This is a genomic window from Pedobacter heparinus (assembly GCF_032678725.1).
GTDB lineage: Bacteria > Bacteroidota > Bacteroidia > Sphingobacteriales > Sphingobacteriaceae > Pedobacter > Pedobacter heparinus_A.
This window is the reverse complement of sequence record NZ_JAVTSC010000002.1, coordinates 199,390-224,805: the sequence shown is the minus strand read 5'-3', so window position 1 is coordinate 224,805 and position 25,416 is coordinate 199,390. Positions and strand designations below refer to the sequence as shown.

At 43.4% G+C, this 25,416-nt stretch carries 24 protein-coding genes; 13 read left to right on the top strand and 11 right to left on the bottom strand.

Annotated elements, in window-relative coordinates; translation table 11 throughout:
- Positions 1–179 precede the first annotated feature (179 nt).
- The gene (locus R2Q85_RS04205) at positions 180–686 is read right to left on the bottom strand and encodes a nucleoside triphosphate pyrophosphohydrolase family protein (protein ID WP_316810497.1); all 507 of its coding nucleotides are present in this window, start codon (positions 684–686) and stop codon (positions 180–182) included.
- Between the two features lie 214 nt (positions 687–900).
- Here R2Q85_RS04205 and R2Q85_RS04200 point away from each other — a divergent pair, with 214 nt between their 5' ends.
- The 8 genes from R2Q85_RS04200 to R2Q85_RS04165 all read left to right on the top strand — a co-directional run bounded on the left by R2Q85_RS04200 (position 901) and on the right by R2Q85_RS04165 (position 7,148).
- A complete protein-coding gene (locus tag R2Q85_RS04200; protein WP_316810496.1) occupies positions 901–1,608 on the top strand; it encodes a DUF4397 domain-containing protein in 708 nt (235 codons plus the stop codon).
- A gap of 104 nt (positions 1,609–1,712) precedes the next feature.
- The gene (locus tag R2Q85_RS04195) at positions 1,713–2,303 is read left to right on the top strand and encodes an RNA polymerase sigma factor (RefSeq protein ID WP_316810495.1); all 591 of its coding nucleotides are present in this window, start codon (positions 1,713–1,715) and stop codon (positions 2,301–2,303) included.
- Positions 2,300–3,580: an outer membrane beta-barrel protein gene (locus tag R2Q85_RS04190; RefSeq protein ID WP_316810494.1), complete on the top strand. Its 1,281-nt coding sequence runs from the start codon at positions 2,300–2,302 to the stop codon at positions 3,578–3,580. Before R2Q85_RS04195 ends, R2Q85_RS04190 begins: the two co-directional genes overlap by 4 nt.
- 98 nt (positions 3,581–3,678) lie before the next feature.
- Entirely contained in the window at positions 3,679–4,275 is a 597-nt protein-coding gene (locus R2Q85_RS04185; RefSeq protein ID WP_316810493.1) for a TlpA disulfide reductase family protein, read from the top strand.
- A 134-nt stretch (positions 4,276–4,409) separates the two neighbouring features.
- Positions 4,410–4,808, top strand: coding sequence for a hypothetical protein (locus R2Q85_RS04180; protein ID WP_316810492.1), 399 nt, complete (start codon positions 4,410–4,412; stop codon positions 4,806–4,808).
- A 29-nt stretch (positions 4,809–4,837) separates the two neighbouring features.
- The gene (locus tag R2Q85_RS04175; protein WP_316810491.1) at positions 4,838–5,431 is read left to right on the top strand and encodes a penicillin-binding protein activator LpoB; all 594 of its coding nucleotides are present in this window, start codon (positions 4,838–4,840) and stop codon (positions 5,429–5,431) included.
- Between the two features lie 26 nt (positions 5,432–5,457).
- Complete coding sequence (locus R2Q85_RS04170; RefSeq protein WP_316810490.1) at positions 5,458–6,891, top strand: hypothetical protein; 1,434 nt, start codon at positions 5,458–5,460, stop codon at positions 6,889–6,891.
- 2 nt (positions 6,892–6,893) lie between these two features.
- Complete coding sequence (locus R2Q85_RS04165; protein WP_316810489.1) at positions 6,894–7,148, top strand: hypothetical protein; 255 nt, start codon at positions 6,894–6,896, stop codon at positions 7,146–7,148.
- Here the strand turns inward: R2Q85_RS04165 and R2Q85_RS04160 are convergent.
- From R2Q85_RS04160 to ruvX, 9 genes are all read right to left on the bottom strand, one after another.
- Positions 7,145–8,683 (bottom strand): YifB family Mg chelatase-like AAA ATPase, encoded by a 1,539-nt coding sequence (locus R2Q85_RS04160; protein WP_316810488.1) that lies wholly within the window; start codon positions 8,681–8,683, stop codon positions 7,145–7,147. The two genes, R2Q85_RS04165 and R2Q85_RS04160, sit on opposite strands and share 4 nt — an antisense overlap.
- A 90-nt stretch (positions 8,684–8,773) precedes the next feature.
- Entirely contained in the window at positions 8,774–10,114 is a 1,341-nt protein-coding gene (ffh, locus tag R2Q85_RS04155; protein WP_316810487.1) for a signal recognition particle protein, read from the bottom strand.
- 85 nt (positions 10,115–10,199) lie between these two features.
- A complete protein-coding gene (locus tag R2Q85_RS04150) occupies positions 10,200–11,237 on the bottom strand; it encodes a DUF3078 domain-containing protein (protein WP_316810486.1) in 1,038 nt (345 codons plus the stop codon).
- A gap of 82 nt (positions 11,238–11,319) precedes the next feature.
- Entirely contained in the window at positions 11,320–11,643 is a 324-nt protein-coding gene (locus tag R2Q85_RS04145) for a hypothetical protein (protein ID WP_316810485.1), read from the bottom strand.
- Complete coding sequence (locus R2Q85_RS04140; RefSeq protein ID WP_316810484.1) at positions 11,640–12,392, bottom strand: hypothetical protein; 753 nt, start codon at positions 12,390–12,392, stop codon at positions 11,640–11,642. The genes R2Q85_RS04145 and R2Q85_RS04140 overlap by 4 nt, the downstream gene beginning before the upstream one ends.
- A gap of 48 nt (positions 12,393–12,440) precedes the next feature.
- Positions 12,441–13,352 (bottom strand): glucosaminidase domain-containing protein, encoded by a 912-nt coding sequence (locus R2Q85_RS04135; protein ID WP_316810483.1) that lies wholly within the window; start codon positions 13,350–13,352, stop codon positions 12,441–12,443.
- Positions 13,352–13,864, bottom strand: a complete 513-nt coding sequence (locus tag R2Q85_RS04130) for a glucosaminidase domain-containing protein (protein WP_316810482.1) — start codon at positions 13,862–13,864, stop codon at positions 13,352–13,354. Before R2Q85_RS04130 ends, R2Q85_RS04135 begins: the two co-directional genes overlap by 1 nt.
- A 2-nt stretch (positions 13,865–13,866) precedes the next feature.
- Positions 13,867–14,502: an O-methyltransferase gene (locus R2Q85_RS04125; RefSeq protein WP_316810481.1), complete on the bottom strand. Its 636-nt coding sequence runs from the start codon at positions 14,500–14,502 to the stop codon at positions 13,867–13,869.
- A gap of 23 nt (positions 14,503–14,525) precedes the next feature.
- Positions 14,526–14,942 (bottom strand): Holliday junction resolvase RuvX, encoded by a 417-nt coding sequence (gene ruvX / locus R2Q85_RS04120; RefSeq protein ID WP_316810480.1) that lies wholly within the window; start codon positions 14,940–14,942, stop codon positions 14,526–14,528.
- Between the two features lie 83 nt (positions 14,943–15,025).
- Here ruvX and R2Q85_RS04115 point away from each other — a divergent pair, with 83 nt between their 5' ends.
- Genes R2Q85_RS04115 through R2Q85_RS04105 form a run of 3 tightly spaced genes read left to right on the top strand, consistent with a single transcriptional unit; the run spans position 15,026 to position 18,058 of the window.
- Entirely contained in the window at positions 15,026–16,174 is a 1,149-nt protein-coding gene (locus R2Q85_RS04115) for a hypothetical protein (RefSeq protein ID WP_316810479.1), read from the top strand.
- 2 nt (positions 16,175–16,176) lie between these two features.
- Complete coding sequence (locus R2Q85_RS04110) at positions 16,177–17,601, top strand: regulatory iron-sulfur-containing complex subunit RicT (protein WP_316810478.1); 1,425 nt, start codon at positions 16,177–16,179, stop codon at positions 17,599–17,601.
- Positions 17,594–18,058, top strand: a complete 465-nt coding sequence (locus R2Q85_RS04105; RefSeq protein WP_316810477.1) for a gliding motility lipoprotein GldH — start codon at positions 17,594–17,596, stop codon at positions 18,056–18,058. The genes R2Q85_RS04110 and R2Q85_RS04105 overlap by 8 nt, the downstream gene beginning before the upstream one ends.
- Here R2Q85_RS04105 and R2Q85_RS04100 read toward each other — a convergent pair.
- Positions 18,055–19,356 (bottom strand): UDP-N-acetylmuramoyl-tripeptide--D-alanyl-D-alanine ligase, encoded by a 1,302-nt coding sequence (locus R2Q85_RS04100; protein ID WP_316810476.1) that lies wholly within the window; start codon positions 19,354–19,356, stop codon positions 18,055–18,057. The two genes, R2Q85_RS04105 and R2Q85_RS04100, sit on opposite strands and share 4 nt — an antisense overlap.
- A 118-nt stretch (positions 19,357–19,474) precedes the next feature.
- On the opposite strand from R2Q85_RS04100, the gene R2Q85_RS04095 reads away from it, so the two are divergent.
- Together R2Q85_RS04095 and R2Q85_RS04090 are read left to right on the top strand one after the other, a co-directional pair.
- Positions 19,475–21,955, top strand: a complete 2,481-nt coding sequence (locus tag R2Q85_RS04095) for a M14 family metallopeptidase (protein ID WP_316810475.1) — start codon at positions 19,475–19,477, stop codon at positions 21,953–21,955.
- Positions 21,956–22,274: 319 nt separating this feature from the next.
- The gene (locus R2Q85_RS04090) at positions 22,275–25,397 is read left to right on the top strand and encodes a SusC/RagA family TonB-linked outer membrane protein (RefSeq protein ID WP_316810474.1); all 3,123 of its coding nucleotides are present in this window, start codon (positions 22,275–22,277) and stop codon (positions 25,395–25,397) included.
- Positions 25,398–25,416 lie beyond the last annotated feature (19 nt).

The window sequence follows — 25,416 nt, the reverse complement described above, 5'->3', positions numbered from 1 at the left end:
TGATAAGGATAAAAAATAAGCAGGCTCTTCGGAGGCTGCATAATTCCCGATGAAGAATCGGGAAAGACGCTATGCCTCCTCGGAGCCGCTGATTTTTTTCTGAAATATTACAATAAAAGGCCGGGCGCTCATTATAGCGCCCGGCCTTTGTATGATATTTCCGTTGTGTTGTTCTTCGATCAGATCAGTCTTTTAAGGTCAGCCGGAGAGTAATTGATCGATTTTAAAGTCTTGTCGTCATTTGATCTGTATACCAGGAACAATTCCTCTTCTTCTTTGTGATAAGCATCGCACTGGTGGTTTTTTCTGTAATGGGCGATGGTTTCGTTTGCTTCTTCAAGCGACTTACAGGCCTTGCTCATGTTGGACCGGTGCACCTCATCAAAAAGGGATTTGAACTTATCGCCCAATCCAAATTCAAGGATGGCCCCAGCCAATACGTATTGCAGATCGCACAGGGCATCGGCAACCTCAACAAAATCGTTGGCTTCAATCGCCTGTTTTAATTCCTGAAGTTCCTCTGCCAGTAAGGAAACCCTTAAATTTGCCCTTTCCCTTGAAGGGATGCCCGGTGTTTCTTTTATCGGGTGTTTAAATGTTTTATGAAACTCAGCTACCTGGGTTAATGAATTGGATTCCTGCATGGCTAATGAATTGTGATGTAACCTTAAATTATTTACTGTCAAAATTAAGGGATTTCCATCAATAATTCTTTTCGGGAATAAACCGTTCTCAAAAAAAACAGATGTAATGTAGCGTTTTTGATGTGGCACTCGTTTTAAGAAGAAAAAGAGTTAATGGCCATTAACAAATTGTTTAATAAAATTTAAAAATGAACTCATGAATGTGGCAGGATTATTTAATCAGCGGCTTCATGAAACAACTAAAAAAAATAAAAAGATGAAACTAACAAGAAATTTCAAAACGATATTTAAAACGCTTATTGCTGTAGTAACGGTATCCGTAGTTTTTGCGGCTTGTTCAAAAGACAGGATTGAGCCTCAGCAAGTGGCAGGGCTTTCCATCATCATGGCTTATCCAGATACCTTATCTTTGGATTTTATTGTTGACCAGACCCGGGTAAACGATGCTAAAGCTTTAAATTACAATGCTAAAATTGATTATTTAAATCTGTTTCCAGGAACCAGAAGGCTGGGCATAACCAAAAGGAATTCCAATAAATTATTGATGTCTGAAAATTTTAACCTGAAATCAGGTGTAGGTTATTCTGTTTTTGTGATAGATACCGTTAAAGAGAATACAAAAAAATTCCTTTTAACAGAGGATGACCTGACTGCTCCTGCTGCCGACAAAGCAAAAGTTCGCTTTATCAATTTAAGTAAAGATGGTGGTTCTTTAAGCCTGGGTATTCATGATGCAGAAACGGACCTGTTTACCAACAAGACATTTTATGAGTACACTACCTTTGCTGACGTTAACCCTGGCGAAAGCATCACTTTCGACATTAAAGAAAATAATGCGGTTAAAACAACCTTGCCAAATGTTAAAATAGAAAAAGGTAAAATCTATACCATTTATGCGAAAGGCCTTCAGGCTGCTGCGATAGACAGCCTGAAGCTGGGTGCTGCAATTTACACACACAAATAATATCTGTTTATATTAGAGGATGTTCTGTAATTTTGTACAGACATCCTCTTTTAATTCAGCTGAGGCCTATGAAACAAAGTAAACCCCTAATTGCTTAAGAAGGAATGCTCAAGTTTGAGGACGCTATTGCGGGGTGCTTAAGGAACGACAATAAGAGTAAAGAGATGGTATATAAATCATTCTATGGCTATTTAATGGGCGTAATTTTACGCTACGTTGAAGATAGAAATGATGCGGAAGAACTTGTAAATGATAGCTTTATCAAGATATTTAAAAACATTGGCCAGTTTAGTTCCCCTAAATATAACGACCAGCTGCAAAAGGCCTTTAAGGGTTGGATCGCCAAAATTTCTTCCCGGACGGCTATAGATTTTTTAAGGGGTAAAAAGACTTTTTTATATGTTGACGACATTACAGAAGCGCAGCAGCCACTTACGGAGTTGAGTGCCATTTCGCAGCTAAATGTACAGGATATGATGAAGATGCTGAACAAACTGCCAGAAACACACAAATTGGTTTTTAATATGTACGAAATTGAAGGCTTTTCGCATGAAGAGATTTCAAATATGTTGAATATCCCTGAGAGCTCCTGCAGGGTTTACCTCACAAGGGCAAAGAACAAGTTGAGAGCACTTTATAAGAACTCGCTTATAAATGCATACGAGTCGACAAACATTCAAATCCGAAAAACATGAAAGCGGAAGATGACGAGCTGATTGCTCATATTAGGGAAAGTTTGACGGAACACGAGGAAGCCTATCTTCCTGGTGCATGGGAGCGCTTTGAAAAGAAAGAGCGCAGGGGAAGAGGTTTGCTTTGGCTCAGCAGTTTAAGCGCGGCTGCCGTTGCACTGATCATTGGCTTTGCCTTATTTAATGCCAGCAATAAAACGACGGATAAGGAAACAGTAAAGCTTACAAAAACGAACGACATCCTGCCAGATAAAGTGGAGTTGCCAGATACGGCAGTGTTATCCGAAGTTAACAAAACAGGTACAGTGCGCAACATCACCGAAAATCTGAAAACCACGGTAGCCCAAAATGAGGCAGTAAATGTGCAGCGCAGCAACAATAACATCAGTAACAGTCCTTTAATTGTTAAAGCAAAACAGCCGGACTCAGGGCCTGCAATTGATTCAAAAGACCAGCCGGTTCAGGTTAAAACGGACCCTGTTCCTGGTCTAAAAAATGGAACTGTAGCATCCGCAGAGGCTAGCCCTGTAGCGGAAACACCAGTTAAAACTGATCCGCCGCGCAGTTTCCAGGAATTCCTGGATGCAGAAGTAAAAACCAATCCGGCGCTGGCCCAGACAAAAACAACGGCTAAAAAGGGCGACAAATGGGAAATGGGACTTGTGGTGGCCCCTTCTATAGGAAACAGTAAAAAGTTGAATATGGGTTATGGCGTAAGTATGGCATACGCTTTATCCGATAAAGTTTCCATTAGCTCGGGTATTTCCTACAGTGAGATGGGGGCTTCAAAAGACCTGAGCAGTGCAACAGAAAGCGCACCAAACAGTCCCGCAGGACCGTCAGCAATGGTCCATGAGACCAAAAGTTTGCAATCTGTTGATGCCAACCTGGTTGGTTTGGATATCCCGATCGAGGTCAAATATTATTTCAACAAAAAGTTTTATACCAATGTCGGGCTCTCTGCTTTTGCAGTGTTAAGCCAGAAACAAAATAACAATTACCTGCAGGGAACGGTTGAACCCAGGTTATCAGATCAGGGAAACCCTGCTGGATTCAATGCTGTTTTCAGCCAGAAAAGCGTTTCGGAAGCGGTTCCTTCGGCAGAGGTGAGGAATGATAAATACCTTGGTTTTTATAACATTTCCTTTGGGTATAAACAGCAGATATCCGACAAGCGTTCTTTATCAGTAGAACCTTTTCTGAAATTGCCGGTAAAGGAATTTACTAAAGAAAATCTTTACCTGTTGGGTACGGGTATCAGGCTGAAGTTTGATTTCTAATCTCCATCAATCCTTCCTTTAACAGCAAAATGTCAAAAGCCGGACAGCTTGGAAAGCTTACAAGAATAATCCTGTAGCTTTACAAAAAACAAATGCCCATGAACAAGATTTTTAACAAAAAAAATGGCCTGAACCTTTTGTTTGTAGCCATTTTTCTAGTGCTTATTTTTGTTCCTGCTGCCAAGGCCCTGATGATAAGAGGGCTGATGGAATTTGGACTTTTCAGGCCTGATGTGGTACAAACGGAAACAAAAAATACAGGTACAGTGCTAAACGGTCTGTCGGGGATAAAGTTTAAGGATGCCGGAGGCAGGGAAATTGACCTGGGCAGTTTAAAAGGGAAGGTGGTTTTCGTGAATTTCTGGGCTACCTGGTGCCCGCCCTGCCTGGCCGAAATGCCATCTGTTCATAAACTGTATACGCAGTTTAAAAGCGATAAAGACGTTATTTTTATCCTGGTGGATGCCGACAGCAATTTTGCAAAAGCACAGCAATATATGGATAGAAAAGGTTATCAGATGCCTGTGTACATCGCTGCCAGCAGTATCCCCGATGTCATTTTTAAGGGCTCATTGCCAACAACTGTGGTATTTGATAAAAAGGGACGTATTTCTTACCAGGAATCTGGTGCGGCAAATTACGCCAGCGAAAAGTTTATTGAGTTTATAAAAAAATTAAAAGCAAGTAACATTTAGCCCCTGTTGCACGTCTGATGTTAAAATAGGTTAAAGCCTTACAGATCATTTAAAATTCTGTAATTTTATATAAAGCTAACAAATAATGAGCCGGGTATCAGCAGTACAGGTTCATTAGATAAAAAATGGATGAAATGAAAACGAACTGGACTTTTGTATGGACATGCATAACAGTGATGGTTTATGCTTCTGCAGGCTATGCCCAAAAACCAGACCTGGTAAAGGATCAAAACCCTCGTTATCAGGAAAGCCGGGCCAAATACATTGAGCTGGCCGATTCTTTGAACCGTGACCAGGGGTCAACCGTACAGCAAACCTATAAGGCCTATGACTGGTATGAGGCCCGGGAAGAAAAAAGAAAACTCAGAAGAGAAAGGAATTATCAGCTGAATCTCAATAGTGGTTACTATTACGGCAGCCCTTATTATTACCCATCTATCAGTTATGGTAATTATGGTTTTGGCAGAGGCTTCAACTATGGCGGATACATGGGTTATAGCTGGGGCAACAGCAGGCCCTGGGGCAGGAGGTAAAAACAACATTAAAACTTTATATTCAAAATATGCAATTTAAAAAAATAATGATCTTAACGGCCGTCGCCGTTTCCGGAATGCTCATCAGCTCCTGTTCACGACAAGTTACACGGGTAAATACCGAACAGGCCATAGACGTGAGCGGCAACTGGAACAACACCGATTCCAGGCTTGTAGCTGAAGAAATGACCCAGACCGTTTTAGGCGGTAAGTGGCTATCCACACATCTGGAAGAAAAACAAGGCAAAAGACCAGTTGTGGTTATTGGGGTGGTTAAAAATAAAAGCCATGAACACATTGATGCAGAAACCTTTGTAAAAGATGTAGAGCAGGCATTTATTAAAAGCGAACGTGTACGCCTGGTGCAGGGGGGTAAAAAAAGAGAAGAACTGCGTGCAGAGAAAGCCGATCAGCAGGACAACGCATCGGTATCTACCATGAAAAAGTTCGGACTGGAAAACGGGGCTGATTATATCCTGCAAGGTTCTATCAATTCTATTGTGGATTCCCATAAACGCAAAAAGGTTGTTTATTACCAGGTAAACCTGGAGCTTACAGACATCCAGACCAATGAAGTGGTATGGATCGGCGATAAGAAAATAGCTAAATACGTTAAGAATTAGTTGGCAGCAGCCCGGCTAAATACCCTATGACAGCTATCCGAAGCAATATTTTTAAAGCATCATTCTTTTTGGGTCTGGTGCTTTTTCTTTCCGGCTGCGCCAGCTATAACGACATGATCGCGTCTTATTACCAGCAAATCTCTGCAGGTAATTACCCCGAAGCGGTAAAGGAGCTGGACAAGAACAAGCTGTTGCAGAAACCGCGCAACAAGCTCCTTTTCCTGATGGAAAAAGGAAAGGCCAGCCATCTGGCCGGCGATTATGAAAATAGCAACCGGTATTTTAATGAAGCCGATCAGCTGCTGGAAAGCGGAATTGGCGGGGCTATGGATGCTATGGTAGGCACCCTGGTAAACCCAATGACGCAAAGTTATAAAGGGGAGGATTTCGAGAAGTTCATGATCCATTACTATAAGGCATTGAACTATGTATACCTGAATAGGACCGAAGACGCCATTGTAGAAGCCAGACGCATTACGCTGCAGTCACAGGAGCAGGGAGATAAATTTAATGATAAGGAGAGCCGCTACTCAAAAGACGCATTTTCCCTGATGCTTCAGGGCCTGATCTATGAGCAGGACGGAGATGTGAACAATGCATTTATTGCTTACAGAAATGCAGCGGAAGTTTACCTGAAAAATAAAGACCAGACCTGGTACGGTGTAAAAATGCCGGAAGCTTTGAAACGGGATGTGTTGAAAACGGCTGCGCAGAATGGTTTTACCGCCGAGCTTAACCGTTTTGAAGAATTGTTTGGGCTGAAATACCAGCCTGAGCAGGCCCCGGATGGCGGAGAACTTATCTTTTTCTGGGAAAATGGTCTGGCACCAATAAAAAAGCAGGAAGAACTGTTCTTCTCGTTGATCAAAGGCAGTAATGGCGACTTGTTCTTTACCAACCTTGGCGGAACGATCATCATCCCTTTTAACCATTCCTACAGCAACAGCAATTTTAGCCTCAATGGGGTAGAAAGCCTAAGGGCAACGTATCCCAAATACCAGTTACGTATACCTTACTACAGCACGGCAACGCTAAGTAACGGAACGGAAATGCTTTCATTTGAAAAAGCAGAAGACATCAACGAGCTGGCTTTTAAAACGCTTGATCAGCGTTTTATGAAAGAAATGGGAAAGGTATTGACCCGGCTCGCCGTTAAAAAGAGTGCAGAGTATGTGTTGAGGCAAAGCGCTAAAGGAAATGGCAAGGATGGGAAAGACAATTCCCTGCTGGAAGGCCTGGGCATCGGGATGCAGCTGTACAGCCTGCTCTCGGAAAAAGCCGATACCCGCAACTGGCAGTCGCTGCCTGCCAACATCAGTTATACCCGTATCCCATTAAAAAGGGGAGACAATACCCTAACCCTTAGTTTAAAATCTGCCGGAGGGACGGAAGAATCCAAAACCATAACGGTTAACGGCACTGGAAAAATTCAATTCTATAATTATTCAACTTTGCGCTGATTATGCAACAACCTTTTGACATCACCATCGGAACTACAGACTATGCCGTTTTCCCGGAAGGCAACGATACTTATGTAATTTTTAAAAATGGCAAAGAATACGTCGAGATCCAGAAAGATACGGACGAACAATGGCTAAAGCTGGATCCCGAAACCAGCTTGCCTTTATTTGAACTGGATGAAGAGATCAATGCCATCGGACGCGCCATAGTCGCTTATGTGCCCGAAGAAGAGGACGAAGAAGACTTGCCGGATTAACCAGACCAGCTGTCCCGGTCCAGGCTCCGGTAATGTATGGCTTCGGCAAGATGCGCCAATGTAATGGCTTCTGTCTCTGCCAGGTCGGCAATGGTCCTGGCTACCTTTAAGATGCGGTCGTATGCCCTGGCCGAAAGCCCGAGTTTTTCCATGGCTTTTTTGATCAGTGTTTGTCCGGCATCATCTATTTTACAGATCTCCCTCACCATATTAGGACTCATCTGTGCATTGTAATGCAGGTTGGTCCGGCGGCTGAACCTGAGGTCCTGAACGGCCCGTGCCCTGATCACCCTTTCCCGGATCGCTAAACTTTTCTCTGCTTTGTGCGCGGAGGCCAGCTCATTAAAATTTACCGGGGTTACCTCTACATGCAGGTCTATCCGGTCTAACAGCGGCCCTGAAATTTTACTCAGGTAACGTTGAACCTGCCCCGGAGCGCAAATACATTCTTTTTCCGGATGATTGAAAAAGCCGCAGGGACAGGGGTTCATTGAAGCAATGAGCATAAAACTGGCGGGATATTCCACGCTTAACCGCGCCCTGGAAATAGTTACCCTGCGGTCTTCCAGTGGCTGTCGCATCACTTCCAGCACACTGCGTTTAAATTCCGGCAGCTCATCTAAGAACAAAACACCGTTATGGGCAAGAGAGATCTCTCCGGGCTGTGGATTGGCCCCGCCACCTACCAGGGCCATATCCGAAATGGTATGATGCGGGCTCCGGTAAGGTCTTTCTGTCATCAGCGAATCGGCAGCATTCCGCTTTCCGGCAACAGAATATATTTTGGTTGTTTCCAGTGCTTCCTGCAGGTTTAGCGGAGGTAAAATGGTAGGCAGGCGTTTGGCCAGCATGGTCTTCCCTGCACCCGGCGGACCAATCAATATCAGGTTATGGCCCCCTGCTGCTGCAATTTCGAGGGCCCTTTTGATGTTTTCCTGACCCCTTACATCCGAAAAATCCTGCTCATAACTATTGATGTGGCTTAAAAACTCATCCCTGGTATTTACTTGCACCGGTGCAGCAGCAGAGCTGCCATTAAAAAAGGAAACTACCTCCATTAAATTGCGCATCCCATATACCAGGAGCCCGCTTACAATGGCCGCCTCCCTGGAATTGTCCTCCGGGAGGATGAAGCCTTTAAAGCCTGCAGCCTGGGCCTGTATGGAAATGGGTAAGGCGCCTTTTATTGACTGTAAGCCGCCATCCAGCGACAGTTCGCCCATGATAAAGTATTTCTCTATCTCCGTGCTTTCCAGTTGGCCAGAGGCCGCTAAAATGCCAATGGCAATAGGCAGGTCATAGGCAGAACCCTCCTTCCGGATATCTGCAGGGGCCAGGTTGATCACAATTTTTTGCCTGGGCATTTTAAGTCCTGCCGATTGTATGGCACTCTCTATCCTTCTCAGGCTTTCTTTGATCGCATTGTCGGGTAATCCCACAATGTGGTACCGGTTGCCTCCCCCTATGCTTACCTCAATGGTAATGGTTAAAGCATCTACCCCAAAAACGGCACTGCCGTAAGTTTTTATCAGCATAAAAAAATCGGTATAAATTCATTTAAGTGAATCTATACCGATTTTATGATAAGGTGGTCAGAAAAACCAGAAATTATTTTTAGAATAACCTTACATTCTGCCCTGAGGCATTTTAGGCATGTTTTTCATCATCCTGGCTGCGGCCGCCGGATTAGAGAATTGTTTCATTACTTTCCGCATGTCTTCAAACTGTTTGATCAGCTTGGTTACCTCCTCTACTTTATTGCCGGATCCATTGGCAATACGCAAACGCCTGCTTTGCTGGATGCTGTCCGGGTTTTCGCGCTCATATTTGGTCATCGACTGGATAATGGCCTCTACATTTTTAAAAGCATCATCCTCAATGTCTACGTTCTTCATCATTTTTCCTACACCCGGTATCATGCCCATCAGGTCCTTCATGTTACCCATTTTCTTGATCTGCTGGATCTGGTTGTAAAAGTCGTTGAAGTCAAACTTATTTTTACGGATCTTTTTCTGAAGTTCTGCGGCTTCTTTTTCGTCAAACTGCTCTTGTGCACGCTCTACCAGTGAAACTACGTCACCCATCCCTAAAATACGTGAAGCCATCCTTTCCGGATAGAACACGTCCAGGGCTTCCATTTTTTCACCTGTACCGATAAATTTGATCGGTTTGTTCACTACAGATTTAATGGAAAGGGCAGCTCCACCACGGGTATCGCCGTCCAGTTTGGTCAATACCACCCCGGTAAAGTCGAGCCTGTCATTAAATGCTTTTGCAGTATTAACCGCATCCTGTCCGGTCATGGCATCAACAACAAACAGGATTTCATGCGGTTTTGTACTTTCTTTTACAGCGGCAATCTCATCCATCATCTGCTCATCTATCGCTAAACGGCCGGCTGTATCTATAATAATTACGTTGTTGTTCTGTTTTTTACCCTCGGCAATACCTTCCATGGCAATGGCCACAGGATCTTTGGATGCGACATTGGCATATACAGGCACACCGATCTGTTCGCCCAGGATCTGCAGCTGGTCAATCGCAGCAGGCCGGTAAACGTCGCCCGCCACCAATAAAGGCTTCTTGCCTTTACTTTTCAGGAAATTGGCCAGCTTACCGGTAAAAGTGGTTTTACCAGCACCGTTTAAACCTGCAATTAATATAATGGTTGGGTTTGTTTTTAAATCAAGCTCAGTAACCTCACCGCCCATTAAAGCCGTAAGTTCATCGTTCATCACTTTGGTCAGCAACTGACCCGGAGAAACTGCTGTAAGAACGTTCAGGCCCAAGGCTTTTTCTTTTACCTCGTCGGTAAAGCTCTTGGCCGTTTTATAGTTTACGTCGGCATCCAATAACGCTTTACGGATCTCCTTCATGGTCTCGGCCACGTTGATCTCTGTAATGCTGCCCTGTCCTTTTAAAACTTTAAATGCCCGGTCTAGCTTATCCTGTAAATTTTCAAACATTTCTTTTTTTAATGCTTAGTGTTCAATTTTTTGTAGCCCCAAAGGTATTAATTTTGCCCGAAAATCAGGGGATCAATTCAAAGTATTAGCGCGGGAAGACAAACATGACGCCAAGGGCAAGCGTCTGGCTCCCTTGTATCCTGGTATCATTGTCGCGATCAAACAATCCCACCCCGGTAAGGGAAACATTCATCAGCCGGTTCAATTTAGAGGTGATGGAAATATCAAGGCGATGATCTATGTTTACCAGTGCCCTGTCGTAAGGAATAAACATCTGGTACCTGGATTTGAGCATGGTATTGGTGAAAATCTCTTTTTCAAAAGCAGCAACAACCTGGAAAGCCAGTTCATTTTTAAATTTCTTTCCAAAATCAACGCCGTATTTCGTAGCGGCTTTTTTGTCTTTTAATCGATTGTCAGGGTCATTTGGATCCCTGGTAATATAAACTGCAGTATCCAGTACGAAAGTTTGCCGGGCAGTACCGGTACCAATCCTGGTGGAGAAAAATTTACTGGGCTTGTATTCGAAACCGAAAGATTCCGTCAGGTAGCCCGGGGACATGAACTTCGAGATCAGGTTTGGAAATTCGTTGCCGTCCGTATTCTTGCTGTAAGCAAAGCCGGAGTCAAATTGAGACTCAAAGTTTACCGATCCGAAGAAATACCAGTTTTTCGACAATTGCAATGCGGCCTTATTGTCCCAGAAAATCCTGTCCCTGGTCTTTTTCTGTAACTGATCTTTATTCTTGATCTTCCCGTATTCCAGGATCACCTCACTTACATAACTATAGCTCTCTTTCGAGTACTCAGCTTTGTAGTTTACCAAACCCCCAATGGCCAGGGAGTTTACACCCCCGCCTTTCCAGTTGTTGGAAAAAGTAGCCTGGTTTACGTTAATGCCTACAGAAGTCCTGGTTTTCCAGTAATTCACCCGGGCATCTACCACGACAGGGGCCAGCTGAACCGCCTTAAATGGGATGGTTCCGGTTCTTGAAGGCAGCGGACTGCGTTTTAATTTGATGTCAAGTCCTTTGGTATTGATCGGAATCGTGTCAATTTCCTGCGCCTGCAGGCTTGTAGTGCCGATAAAGACGAATAGTATGTAGGCATAAAAAATCTTCATTCCTACAAAGAAAAACAAAAAAGTGATTGATTAAAAGTTTAATAGTAAACTAATTGCAGAATAGACAGATTAAGGTAAGCGTTCAGAGGTACTTTAGCCAGGCAAAAAACTTCCTTGTCTTCAAATAATCCAGGTTGTCGGCGCAGCCATAAGCCTCCTTTTCAAAAATTAAATTGAAGTAAGCCAGGTAGTGTTTTTTATACCGGATGAGGTTGACCAGGTAATTCAAAAGATACAGCAGGTAAAATGGCAGGACCAGCAATTCCAGTTGCTGTCTGAAATGGATGCGCTCATGGTTAACCAGCACCGGGTCTGTTTTCATCCGCACATCTTTAATGATAATAAAAGGGAATATCGCCATTCCGTTTGCCGGAAGCCTGTGCCATATCAGGAACCATGGTTTCAAAACTGCTCAATGTTTATTTTAGGCAATGCGGGCAGCCTGAAAGCCGATGGGTTCCGCTTATAGCTGGCATAGCTGTTGCGCAGGTATACCACAAATGCATAATCAGAAGCCGCTAAAACAAACTGGTATGAGGGGCGGTACTGCTGCATAAAATCCTCCGCCTCATAATCGCCAATCTGCAAAACCCGCTTTACATAATCGGGTTTAAAGCGGTAATCTATAATGGCCTCTTTGTAATCCCTTTCCAGGATCTTCTGCAGATGCCGCGCATTTTTACCTTCCCGGCTCAGCAGGTTGTAGATGGCATCAATCCCCAGTCCGGCACCTCCCAGACCCAAATTCAGCAGGTCTTTTGCCTTGCCTTTATCCAGCTTGTATTTATATTCCTTTAAGGTTTTTTCATGGCGCTCCCTTGGTGTATACTTGTCGCCGATAATGGCCACCTCTTTCAGGGTGATCCCCAGCGATTTCAATTGGAAGTACACTGCCTTCTGACCTTTTAACACCACCGTATCTAATGCATAGCCCTGTAAAACGGCAAATAAGGTGTCTCCGGCTTTTGCTTTAATGCTGAATTCACCTTTCGGCGTGTTGTAAATCCCCTCGTCGTTGGCCGAATTGTAAATGTAAACCTTGGCCAGCCGGAGTTTGGAATCCTTATCTACCACAAAGCCCTGGACATTTCCCTGTTGTGCAAGAACTTTAAATGTCAGGCCATAAAAAAGGAGCAGGAGAATTAAAAACTTCATTCAGGTACAAAATTACAAGATAAGGATAAGCCTAACGTAATATTAACATTATTTAACTAAGATCAGTTTTTGTCCGATTTTAATCCCTGTATCCGTCAGGTTATTTAAAGTTTTGAGCTCATCGACGCTGATGTTAAAACGTTTGGACAGGCCATATAAGGTATCGCCCTGTTTAACCGTATAGCTTGCGGGCTTAAAGATGGGTGCAATATCAGGCACGGCTGCCGATGTATCCGGTACAACAGGGGCCGAAACCCTTAAGGTATCAGGGGTTTTGATCACCTGTTTTGAAGGCGGGGTCTCCACGGGCGTAAATTTCTTTTTCTCGTTGGGAATGTTCGCGTTGATCTCGGTAAATACCTTGTCTTCCCGGTTCAGCTTGTCTTTCTCCGATTCAGGCTGGTCATATTGGTACAGCTGGTACTTGTCAATTACATTGATCAACAGGGTTGGATATTTAGGGTTGGTGGCATAACCCGCCTGTTTTAAGCCATAAGCCCAGTTTTTATAATCGTTCTTATCCAGTTCAAACAAAAAACTGTAACGCTTTCTTTTTAAAAACTCCGAATGGTCTTTGTACGATTCACGGGCATCTTTATATACCCTGAAGCAATCATTTGCCTGGTCATCATCTTTATAATAGGCTTTTCCCTTCCATTCCGATGTGCATTTGATGCCAAAGTGGTTGTTGGCATATTTTGCCAGGCTGCTGTTGCCACTACCCGATTCGATGATACCCTGGGCTAAAGTAATACTTGCCGGAATGCCATATTTATTCATCTCCTCAATGGCAACGCCTTTAAAGGAATCAATGTAATTCAGGGTAGTATAGGACTTGATATCCGGATTTGTCTTATTTGCAGTCTTTTCTATCTGTTTGTTGTTGCGGCTGTACTTCTTGGTTTTACAGGCACTAAAAAAAACGACGGCCAGGGCTAAAGCTAATAATCTGTTGTTCATTATAATTTAAGTTTTTGCCCGGGCTTAGCTTCGGGTCTTTCATCGTATTGGTAAAGATTGTTCCTGTTAATGATGCCAATGATCTGGGCTGCCCAGGTCCGGCTTCTGGCATATCCTCCCCGCTGAATCCCCCGGGCCCAGTTCTTATAATCGCATTGGTCGTATTTGTCAAACAAAGTTCTGAAAGCCATCCTGCTGCTCAGAAATTCAATAAAATGATCATAGGATTCCAGCGCACTGGGGTAATCCTTATACGAAGAGCGGATCTGGTGGTTGCTGTTGGCGCCTTTAATGCCGAAATGATTGTTCAGGTAACGGGCAATTTTGCTGGTGCCGGCAGCAGATTCATGAATGGCAACAGCCAGGATCACGCTCGCGGGAATTTTAGACGAACGCATCAGCGTTTGTGCATGAGCGGCATAAGCATTGATGTAATTTTCGGTGCTTTGCGCCGAGACACTAAAAGTAATAAGGGTAAAACAGAACCAGGTACAGTATAGTGTTTTAAACATAATTATTTTTTCCTGATGACAAACAGCCCGTCTCTGACCGGCAGGATCAATTTTTCTACCCGGTTGTCTGCCGCAATCTTATCATTAAAAGTAGTGATATTTTTAGTGTCCTTATCCGGGCTGCTGTTCAGTACTTTTCCACTCCACAATACATTATCAACAATGACCAGTCCGCCCGGCCGTAGCTTATCGAATACCAGGTCGTAATAAGTACCGTTGTTCTTTTTATCTGCATCTATAAAAACAAGGTCAAAGGTTTCATTTAATCCAGGAACAGTCTCTGCAGCGTCTCCCAGGAGATATTTTATTTTGGGCTTAAGCTCAGAACTTTCAAAATTAGCGCGGACCATTTCTTCCAGCTCTTCATTGATGTCTAAGGTATAAATGAGCCCGTCTGCCGTTAAGCCTTCTGCCAGGCAAAGGGTGGCATAACCGGTAAATGTGCCGATCTCTAAAATTCTGCGGGGGTTTACCAGTTTACTGAGCATGCTGAGCACCCGGCCCTGGTAGTGTCCTGAGAGCATCCTCGGCATCAAAACCTTAAGATGGGTTTCCCGGTCAATTTTTTGCAGCAATACACTTTCTGGTTCGCAATAATTGAGCAGCAGTTGCTGCATATCCTCCTGAATTAAACTCATATTTTAATGTCCTGTTTGCTTTCTCATAAACGGTGCTGCTCCATAAAATATTGCAGAATCAGGGTTGCCGAGATGGTATCTATCCGTTCTTTATTTTTTCTGTCCTGTTTTTTTAAACCGCTTTGCAGAATGGCTTCATGGGCCAGCTTTGAGGTAAACCTTTCGTCCATCCAATGCTGTGGGATGTCAGGGAAGGTTTTTTTCAAAGTTCGGGCAAAACCTTTTACGTGCTGTGCAGTTTCAGATGGGGTGCCATCCATTTGTTTGGGATCTCCAAAAACAAAGGCTTCCACCTGCTCCGTAAGCAGGTATTTTTTCAAATAATCAACGATAGCTGCGGGATGAACCGTATCCAGTCCGGTTGCAATAATTTGCATAGGATCTGTAACGGCTATTCCGATACGTTTGGTTCCATAATCAAAAGCAACAATCCTTGGCATAGTGGCAAAGATAATAAATTCGACAGTTTGTCAAATTTATGACCATTATAGACAAGTCTTAAAATTTTGCTATTTTGCACCAAATGCAATTTAAAGAGATCATCGGCCAGGAAAACGTCAAACAGCAACTGATACAAACAGTTGCCGAGAACAGGATCAGTCATGCCCAGTTGTTCCTGTCCTGCGATGGCAGCGGAGCTTTACCGCTGGCTATCGCCTATGCGCAGTATATCAATTGCTTAGATAAGCAAGCAGCCGATAGTTGCGGACTATGTTCTTCCTGCCGCAAGTATGAACGGTATATTCATCCCGATCTGCATTTTTCCTATCCTTTTTTCGCTTCCAAAGATGTAAAAACGGCTGTTGATGTTTTGGAAGAGTGGAGAAGCATGTTGCTGGCCGATCCATATTTTGATATGGACATCTGGCGCTCTAAATTAAGTGCAGAGAACAAACAGGCCAATATCAATATTGCGGAATGTCATGACATCATTAAAAAATTAAGTTATAAAGCATTTGAAGCAGAGACGAAGGTGCTGATCATGTGGCTGCCCGAATACCTGGATAAAGAGGGAAATGCTTTACTGAAGATCATTGAAGAGCCGCCTCAAAATACTTTGTTCATTTTAGTAGCCAATAACCAGGAGCAGATTCTTTCTACGTTGTTGTCGCGTACGCAGATTGTAAAAATATCAAAGCTTGCGCATGCTACGGTGGAGCAATATTTAATGGAAGGGCAAGGATTGCCGGAAAACCAGGCTACAGAATATAGCTTTTTGGCCGATGGAAACCTGATAGAGGCAAAATCTCTGGTGGCCAATACCCATAATGAGAATGCGGATAAATTTGCGGAATGGCTGCGGATGGGTTATGGCAACCGGGTGCTTGACCTGGCGGCTTTTACGGAGCAGGCTGCGGGCTGGGGAAGAGAAAACCAAAAGAATTTTTTAAAGTACGGAATCAGCTTTTTACGGGAGTGCAGTTTGTTGATCAGCGGGGCCGATGAATTGGTAAAATTGCCTGCAAGGGTATTGGAAACGGCCAAAAAACTGGCAGCCCATGTGCTGGACCTGAACATGGCGGATGCCATCATTTCCGAATTGGAGCAGGCGCATTATCACATTGAACGAAATGCGAATCCTAAAATTCTGTTTTTAGATGTATCTTTACAATTGGTAAAAATAATTAAGTTTAAAACGCTCCCGAAAGGGACTCAATATATATACAATTAGTTATGGGATGTGGAAGTTGTTCTACTGGTAGCGGCGGCTGTGCTCCGGCTGGCTGCAAAAGTAATGGTTCATGCGCCACTGGCGGATGCGGAAAAATGGAAGTTTACGATTGGCTGTCAAATTTGGACATGCCCTCAAATTATAAGCCTTTTCAGGTTATAGAAGTTAAATTTAAAGGCGCAAGGAAAGAATTCTTTGTAAATAATGACAACATTTATCTTGAAATTGGCGAACTGGTGGCTGTTGAAGGCCCTACAGGTGGTTATGACGTAGGTCATGTCTCTTTAACCGGAGAACTGGTAAGGATGCAGATGAAACGTCGCAAAACGGCCATTGATCAGGTTACACGAAAAATTTACAGAAAAGCAACAGAGGCTGATGTGGAAAAATGGAGAGTCGCAAAATCCATGGAATGGGAAACCATGCACAAAGCCAGGACACTTGCGCTGGACCTGCGCTTGTCCATGAAAATAAGTGATGTGGATTACCAGGGTGACAAAACCAAGGCCACGTTCTTTTATACCGCTGAAGGCCGCGTAGATTTCCGGGAGCTGATCAAGAAAATGGCAGAAACTTTCCGGATCAGGATAGAAATGCGTCAGATCGGGATGCGCCAGGAGGCCGGACGATTGGGCGGGATTGGGTCTTGTGGCCGGGAACTGTGCTGCTCTACCTGGTTAACAAATTTCAAAACAGTATCTACAGCTGCGGCAAGGTACCAGAACCTTTCTTTAAACACCCTGAAACTGGCCGGACAATGCGGCAAATTAAAGTGCTGTTTAAATTATGAGCTGGATACTTACCTGGATGCGCTGAAAGATATCCCGGACCGTGTGGATAGCCTGCAAACCGAAATCGGTGTGGCGAGACATCAGAAAACAGATATTTTTAAGAAATTGATGTGGTTTAGTTATCCGAATACGGAAGACTGGATCCCTTTGAAGGTTGACCGGGTAAAGGAGATCATGGCCATGAACAGAAAGGGACAAAAGCCGGTTAACCTTAAGGAAGAAGCTGTTGAGCTGGTAACGGCTGCCGTGCTGGATAAAATTCCTGATTATGAGAATGTGGTGGGGCAGGATAGCTTAACCCGCCTGGACGACAAACCCAGGAATAAAGGCAATAAAAATAACCGGAACAACCAGAATCGCAATAAAAATAATGCGGAAAGGAACGACAGGACTCCCAGACCAGATAAACAGCAAAAACCGGCGCAGCAAGCTAAAAACCGGCCCGAGGGGAATAAGAAAGACAATGTTCCTGGACAGGCTAAAGCAAGACCGCATGCCGGGCAACAGGCTCCCGCTGTGCAGCAGGCAGGTAGTGCCAATGCGCAGCCTAATGCAGGGCAGCCATCTGGTAACAGGAATAACAGGAACAGGAACAATCGCAGGAAAAAGCCAACGGATAAGCCGAAAAATGAATAATTTTAAGCTCTTTTTTTTTACGGTTTTGGTAATGCTTTTTACCGGCTGTGACACCAATAATATAGCAGACAGCAACCAGACCATGCCGGCACGCAACTGGAGTTATGCCAATAAAGTAAAGGTACTGGTAGACATTACGGATAGCAATAAACTGTACAGTATCTATTTTAAATTGCGCCATACCGCTGATTACCGGTATTCCAACATCTTTGTCCTTCTAAATGTAAAAACGCCGAAAAAAAAACGGAGCAGGCGTTATGAATTTAAGCTGGCACAGGCCGATGGACAATGGAACGGCTCCGGCTCCGGCAATCTTTATACTTATACTTCCCCTTTACTTACCCGTTTTAAGTTTCCTGCCCCGGGCAGGTACGAGCTGGAGCTGGAACAGAACATGCGGGATAATCCCCTCAAAGAAGTAAGTGATGCGGGTATAAAAGTTGCTGTCGTTAACTAAAGCAGGGGCAACAATTGTTCAAGGGCCATGCCCCGTGATCCTTTTAATAAAACCAGGTTGTTGCTTATAGGCTTAGCTTTTAAATAGTCCCCGGCAGCTGCAAGGCTGCTAAAAAAATGCCCCTTGTGATTTTCCCTGACTTCGTAAAAGTGTTTTCCAATAAAAATAAGACTTTCGACAGCAAGTTTTTCGGCCTGTTCAATAATGTCCAGGTGCTGCCGGGCCGATTCCTCTCCCAGTTCAAACATATCGCCGATAATGACCGTTTTATTGGTGGCCTTTAACAACTCCAGGTTGGTTAATGCTGCGGCCATGCTGCTTGGATTGGCATTGTAAAAATCACAGATGACGGTATTGCGGGCTGTTTTGCTAAGCTGCGAACGGTTGTTGTTGGGAAAATAACCTGACAGGCCCGCATTGATCTGTTCCGGGCTTACTTCAAAAAACTGTCCGATGCAGATGGCCGCAAGGATATTCTCAAAATTATAAGCTCCTGTCAGCTGTAGCCTGGTGTTAAAGGAACTGGTTTTATTTTGCCAGGAAAGTTCAATAAAGGGATCAGTTTTTAATAACTTCCCGGATACCGCATTACTGCTTTCGGTACCATAATAGACCACTTTGTGAAGTTCTGCTTTTTCGCTCATCTCCATTAAATAAGGATTGTTGCGGTTAATGAATGCAAAACCTGAATGCGCTTTGAGGTAGGCGAAAAGCTCGGCTTTGCCTTTTTTAACCCCTTCAAAGCCGCCAAAACCATCTAAGTGTGCCATTCCTATATTCGTAATCAGCCCATGTGTTGGTTGTGCTATGCCGCAAAGAAATTCAATTTCTTTTTGATGGTTGGCCCCCATTTCAATCACAGCGATTTCTATTTCCGGGCTAAGGGAAAGGATGGAAAGCGGAACACCAATATGGTTGTTCAGGTTCCCTTTGGTTGCGAAGGTTTTATATTTGCGGGATAATACTGCATTGATCAGCTCCTTAGTGGTGGTTTTGCCATTGCTTCCCGTGAGGCCAATCACCGGGATATTCAATTGCGAACGGTGCTGCCTGGCCAGGTCCTGCAAAGCAGTCAATACATCAGGCACCAGGATACACCGCTCATGACCCGCGTAAGCCTGGTCATCTACAATCGCATAAGCTGCACCGAGATGTAAAGCCTGTTCTGCAAAAGTATTTGCATCAAATTTCTCGCCTTTAAGGGCAAAGAACAGGCTGCCAGCCACGATGTTCCGGGTATCTGTACAAATGATGGGATGATGCAGGAAATGCTGATACAGGGAGCTGCTGGTGGCCATAGTTAAATTGATCAATGAAGTTGTAAAATTACATTATGAAAGAGAAACAAAAAATATTCTTTATTATTTTGGTATATTAACACAGTGTATATGCCCCTGTTCCTATAAAAACGAAGCTATGGTCAAATCTTTTCTATTTTCTTTTTTGTTTTTATGGATAACCGGACTTTGCCTTGTGGCACAAACCAAATCGCCGGACGAGTTTCTTGGCTATCCTTTAGGGAGTAAGTTTACCTCCCATGACAAAGTGCTGGATTATTTTAAGTACATGGGTAAAACAGGTAAAAATGTACGGATTGTAAATTATGGCAAAACTTATGAAGGGCGGGAACTGCTGGTAGCCATTGTCTCTTCAAAGGAAAACCTGGAACGTCTGGAGCAGATCAGGAAAAACAACCTGAGTTTAAGCCGGGGACAAAAAATTACAGGGAAACAGCCTGCGATCCTCTGGCTGAGCTATAATGTGCATGGCAATGAGGCCAGTTCGACAGAAACGGCCTTAAAAACATTGTACGCATTATCTGCGGCTAAGGGAGCAAACATTCCGGACTGGCTGCAACGTACAGTGGTAATTATTGACCCTTGTTTAAATCCTGATGGCAGAGAGCGCTATGTAAATTATTTTAACAGCGTAAGTGGGCTTAGGCCCAATCCGAACCCGATGGCGAGGGAGCATATTGAACCCTGGCCAGGGGGGCGGAGCAATCATTATTATTTTGACCTGAACCGGGACTGGGCCTGGCAAACCCAGGTGGAAACACAGCAGCGCCTGGTTTTATACCAGGACTGGATGCCAGAGGTGCATGTGGATTTTCATGAGCAGAATTACAATGAACCCTATTATTTTGCGCCGGCAGCAGAGCCGATACACCAGGATGTAACGCCCTGGCAAAGAGAATTTCAGGTAACCGTAGGAAAAAACAATGCGAAGTACTTTGATCAGAAGGGCTGGCAATATTTTACGAAAGAACAATTTGATCTTTTATACCCTTCTTACGGAGATACCTATCCTTTGTATAATGGCGCGGTGGGAATGACCTATGAACAGGGAGGCATAGGCGCAGGCTTATCCGTAATTACCATAGACGGAGATACGTTGACGCTGAAGGATCGGATTGACCATCATTATACTGCCGGAATGGCTACCCTGGAAACCGTAGCTAAAAATGCAGATCGCCTGCTGGAAGAGTTTAGAAAATACTTCGAAAGGGGGATAGTTGCTCCGCCGGGCAGTTTTAAGGCATATGTAGTGAAAGCCCAGAACCTGAGTCGGTTAAAGCGGATGGCGGAACTATTAAAGAAGAACCATGTGGAATTTGCTTTTGGATCGGAAGGCGCAGCCAGTGGCTATAATTACGAAACCGGCAAAACAGAAACTTTTAAGCTGGAACGCAATGATTTAATTGTTAACCTGTCGCAGCCCAGGGCTGTGCTGGCCAATGTGCTGTTTGAACCCCAGACAACCGTGGTTGACTCCAACACCTATGACATTACAGCTTGGGCATTGCCCTATGCTTTTGGCTTAAATGCTTATGCCTGTAAAGAACCCATAAAAGGCAAGTACACAAGTATTGAAGACACGAAGGAAACCGGCCTTCTGCTCCAGCAGCCTTATGCATGGCTTTTGCCCTGGACTTCGCTGGAAGATGCAAAGGCCTTACATGCACTGCAGAAAGCCGGCATAAAGGTGAGGGTGGCAGAGGAAGAATTTACAGTTGGAGGCAAGACGTATAACCCAGGTGCCCTGCTGATTTACCGGGCGGAGAACGAACGTTCGGTTAAAGATGTTTCTGCAAAGATAATGGCTGTAGCACAGCAGGCTAAAGTGCATTTTTTTTCTGTTGCCGGCGGGTTTGTAGACAAGGGTAAAGATTTCGGCTCATCGGTTTACCCGGTATTAAATGTACCAAAGGTAGCCATAGTTGCCGGTGCGGAGAGTGCGGCGCAAAGCATGGGTGAGATCTGGCATTTTTTTGAGCAGGAACTGGGCTATCCTTTAACTACGATCAGTCTTGAAGATATTGCCAGCCTGGACATCAATAAAGTAAACGTATTGATTTTTCCGGATGGCTCGTATGGTGAAGGCATTGGAGAGCAGTTGCAGGACTGGCTGAAGATCGGGGGCAAACTGATCCTGTTTGAAGACGCGATATTGAGTGCTGTTGGTAAAAAACCATTTGACATTCAAAAGAAGGAATATTTTAAAGATGAACTGTCAGTTAATTTTATTCCCAAATATTTAAGCAGGAAACAGGCCAATTTATCCAATGCGATTCCCGGCGCCATCTTTAAAGTAGAGCTGGACCACAGCCATCCCATCTCGGCCGGGCTGGGCAATTATTATTATACCTTAAAAACAGACGATAAGGTATACGAATTTCTGAGCAAGGGATGGAATACAGGTGTTTTGAAACCAGGTAGTTATGTAGCAGGAATTGCCGGGGAGGGTGCCCTTAAAAAAATTGGGACCGGAATGCTTTTTGGCGTGCAGCCCGAGGGAAAAGGGACGATCATTTACATCGGTGCGAACATACTTTTCCGTTCATTTTGGGAAAATGGAAAGCAGTTGTTTGCCAATGCGGTTTTCCTGGTAAATTAAAATGTTGACAGTTTTTTAAGCAGGCTCTCTGCCCGTTTTTGTAAATGATTCTTATTATAATTAAAAAATTTCCAGGGAGGTGTTAAAAAAAGTTAAAATTTTGAATTGAATACCGTTTTGTCTTCCTAATGACATTTTATTCTATTTTGGCTGAACTTGGCGGAATAATATTTCGAATTAAAACTTTTTACAGCGTATTGTTGTTTATATCTTGTGTCACTGAAGTGTCATATATATGTTGAACTTGCTGAATATGTTATGCTTGCATATCAAAGTTGGTATATTTGACCATTATTAACTAACCTAAATTTTTTATCTAATGAAAAAACTTCTACAAAGTTTGTTCATTTTTGTGTTCGTTGCAGGAGCAGCGATGGCGCAAGATCGAACAATTACTGGTACGGTTACAGGAAAGGACGACGGATTGCCGATTCCTGGAGTTTCCGTAAAAATTGTTGGTACTCAAAATGGTACTTCAACAGATGCAAATGGTAAATACGCCATTAAAATTGCTGCAGATGCAGCTTCAATCGAATTCTCTTCCATTGGTTATTTGCAGCAAACTAAAGCTATTGGTTCTTCAGCTGTTGTAAACGCTGTTATGGCCACTGACGCACAACAATTGGGTGAGGTTGTGGTTACGGCTTTAGGTATTTCCAGAGAAAAAAAGTCATTGGGATATAGTGCAACAACGCTTAAATCTGAAGATCTGACTAAAGCAAGAGAAACAAACGTATTAAACTCTTTGGCTGGTAAAGCTGCGGGTGTCCGTGTAAATGCTCAGTCAGGAACACTTGGCGGAGCCTCTAAAGTTGTCATCCGTGGTGTGAACTCTTTGGACGGTGGTTACCCATTGTACGTTATTGATGGTTTAACAGTTACTGAATCTAATGCTGTTGGTGGAACAACTGCAAGCAATGTCGATTTTGGTAACCGTATTGGTGATTTAAGCTCTGATGACATTGAATCGATGACCGTGTTAAAAGGTGCTGCAGCAACGGCATTGTACGGCGCAAGAGCAAGAGATGGGGCGATCATCATTACCACTAAACGTGGAAAAAAAGGAGCACCAAGTGCTATCGATGTCAATTCTTCATTTCGCTTTGAAAACCCATTGGTATTGCCTGAATTCCAAAATGAATACGCTCAGGGCAATAAAGGCGCTTATCAATTGACCCAGACGAACGGCTGGGGACCTAGAATTGCAGATGTACAAAATCAAACCTTCCCTAACTTTTTAGGAAATCAGGTTAATTTACAAGCCTATCCTAATAATGTAAAAGATTTCTTTGATACAGGAACGGCAATAATGAATAACATCTCATTTTCAGGTGCGGGAGACAATTCAGATTACAGGGTCAGCTTTTCGAGTGCAAATGAAAAAGGAATTATCCCCCAGTCAAAATTAGACAGGTATACCCTTTCCCTAAATGCAGGGAAAGATTTTAGTCCAAAGCTTTCTTCCAGGTTCACAGGTTCCTACACTAACCTCAAGGCTGATGGAAGACCGGCACAGAGCTCGAATAACACCAATGCAATCGTTTCTACTATTTTTAGCTTGCCAAGAACGATTGATATCAATTTACTCAGAAACAATTTTGAGGATAAAGAGGCTGGTACCCAGATCTTTTTAAGCCCTAACCGTAATGGTAACAACCCTTATTGGGTTATGGAGTACAATAGGAACAGCAACTCCGTTGATCGTTTTACCGGAACTTATAACCTTACTTACAAGCCCTTGGATTGGCTTAACATCAGCAACAACTTTGGTGCGGACATCTATACAGAAAAAAGGTCACTGTTGGTAAGAAAAGGAACTGCCGGTTTTATGACTGGTAAGTTTACCAATTTTGACTTGTTGAGTAAACAGATTAACGATGATTTAATCGCGACTATTGAGCAGAACAATCTGGTTAAGGATTTTAAATTTAAGTTGATTGTTGGGGGTAACATTAACCAACGTCTAAATCAAAGCACAAATATCGAAGCTGTTGGTTTAACTGTAGATCAATTGTATAATTACACCAATGCGTCCAGTAAAAACCCAACTTCAATTTATACGCAAAGAAGACTACTAGGTTTGTACAGCGCCTTAAGCGTGAATTATAAAGATTATTTGTACCTGGACGTTACCGGAAGAAATGACTGGACATCAACCCTGCCCATAAAGAACAGGTCTTATTTTTATCCTTCTGTGAGTGGATCATTTGTTTTTTCTGAATTGTTAAAGGAAAAAAATATGGACTGGTTAAGCTATGGAAAGTTAAGAGCAAGCTGGGCATCCGTGGGTAGCGATTTAGAAGCGTATAAACTGGATTATCAATATGATCCAATTTCAACTGTATTCTTACAGTATGTTTCCTCCACAGCGGTAGTTTTCCCTGCCGGACCAATTTCAACAGCTTTTACTGCGCCCAAGATATTACCAAATCCAGAATTGAAACCGCAAAAGCAAAATTCGTATGAGCTGGGTACCGAATTGAAGTTTTTAAATAATCGTATTGGTATTGATTTCGCTTTTTACAACAACTTGACCAAAGATCAGCTAATCCCCATTGATGTGCCTATTGCGACAGGATATTTTGCTAAATATGTTAACGCAGGTGCAATCAGAAATAAAGGAATTGAGATCGCATTGAATTTGGTGCCGGTAAAAACCAAAGACTTTAACTGGAACATTGACGTGAATTTTGGAAAAAACAAGCAGACTGTTGATGAACTGGCCCCTGGATTGATTCAATACAGCCTGGCTAGTGGTTATAGCGGATTGTCGATTAAAGCTGCAGTTGGCGAACCTTTTGGGTTGTATGGCTCAAAATGGTTAAGAGATGACAATGGCCGTTTTGTGATCAATGAAGACAATGGTCAAAAGATTGCGGTAACAAACCAACGTTTAGGTAATATTTATGCTGACTGGACTATGGGTATCAATAACAGCTTTAATTATAAAGGTTTTAACCTTAGTGCATTGATCGATATCCGTAAAGGCGGTGTGTTTTATTCAGGAACCGTAGCCAACTTGCGTGGTGGTGGTTTAGCGAAAGAAACAGGCGGCGACAGAGCTCCTATTTTGGTTTCAGGTGTAAACTCCCTTGGTGGAGGGCAGTATAAAGAGAATGCAACCACAATGACTGCTCAGGATTATTGGGTATGGGAATCCAGTACAACAAATACAGAAGGAAATGTTTTTGATGCGGGTTTCGTGAAATTAAGAGAGGTGAGCTTATCTTATGCAATTCCAGCTAAAGCATTTAAATCAGGGTTTATCAGGGGCGTTCAGGTTGGGCTTGAAGGCAGGAATTTATGGTTGATCAAAAGCCATGTTCCTCATGTTGACCCGGAGCTTAACTTTTTTGGAGCAGGTAGTGTTGGTGAAGGCGTTGAATTCAACAGCATTCCTACTACCAGATCATTTGGTATGAATTTAAGGTTGACCTTGTAAAAAAATAAAAACACGAATG